1 protein-coding gene is annotated in these 1,006 nt (G+C 77.9%); it reads right to left on the bottom strand.

Annotated elements, in window-relative coordinates; translation table 11 throughout:
* A partial coding sequence (locus DZG00_RS15770; RefSeq protein WP_147360078.1) for an FAD-dependent oxidoreductase occupies positions 1 to 995 on the bottom strand: 995 nt, incomplete at its 3' end.
* Positions 996 to 1,006 lie beyond the last annotated feature (11 nt).

The raw sequence follows: 1,006 nt of genomic DNA on the forward strand, positions 1-1,006 counted from the left end.
CAGCGGGCGAGGCGCGTCGGGTCCGGCACGCCGCGGCGCGCGCGGACCGCGTCGACGAGGATCGGCGCGAGGGCGTCCGCGTCGAGCCAGCCGAGGTTCATGCCCTGCCCGCCGATGGGACTGATCTCGTGGGCGGCATCGCCGATCAGCACCGCGCGCCCGGACACCATGCGGCGCGCGAGGCGGCGGCGCACGCCGAAGCCGCTCACCGGATCCAGCTCCGCGGCGGACACGACGTGCCCGGTGCGCTCCCCCACGACGCGCGCGAGCACGGTCGCCGGATCCCCGTCGCGCTCCCCCGGGCGCAGCCCCACGACGAAGCGCCGCATGCCGCCGGGCAGCGGGAACGACTCGACGACGCCGTCCGGGTGCAGCGTGATCACGGCGTCGCCGCCGCCGTCGGTGCGGTCGGGCGCGTCGCCCATGAGGAAGCGGTCGGGCAGCGGGCGCTCGTCGACGTCGATCCCGAGGAGACCGCGCGTGACGCCGCGCGTGCCGTCCGCGCCGATCACGAGGGACGCGGTCGCTTCGACCGGCCGGCCGTCGGCATCCCGACCGGTCGCGCGCACCACGCCGCCTGGCGTCCCGGCGGGATCCGCGTCGAGGCCGACCAGCGTCACGCCGCGATGGAGGGCGTCGGGCGCGAGGCCCGCCAGGCGCGTGACGAGGATCGCCTCGGTGCGCCACTGCGGCAGCGCCGCGACGTAGGGGTGCGTGGTCGAGACCCCGTCGAACGAGACGCGCCCGAGCACGCGGCCCGGCCCCATCGCGATGCCGCGGCGCACGAGGACGGCCTCGGCGACCATCTCGTCCGCGACGCCCAGCCGGTCGAACGCGTCGAGCGAGGGCGCGTGGATCCCGATGGCGCGCGACAGCAGGGCGGGCGTCGGCCGCGCCTCCCACACGCGCACGTCGAGGCCGGCCTGCGCGAGGAGCGCGGCCAGGTGGATCCCGACGGGCCCGCCGCCGATGACGAGCGCGTCGTGGCGGGTCATCGGCCGACGCG

The organism is Clavibacter lycopersici, from assembly GCF_003576405.1.
In the GTDB taxonomy this organism is placed as follows: Bacteria; Actinomycetota; Actinomycetes; order Actinomycetales; family Microbacteriaceae; genus Clavibacter; species Clavibacter lycopersici.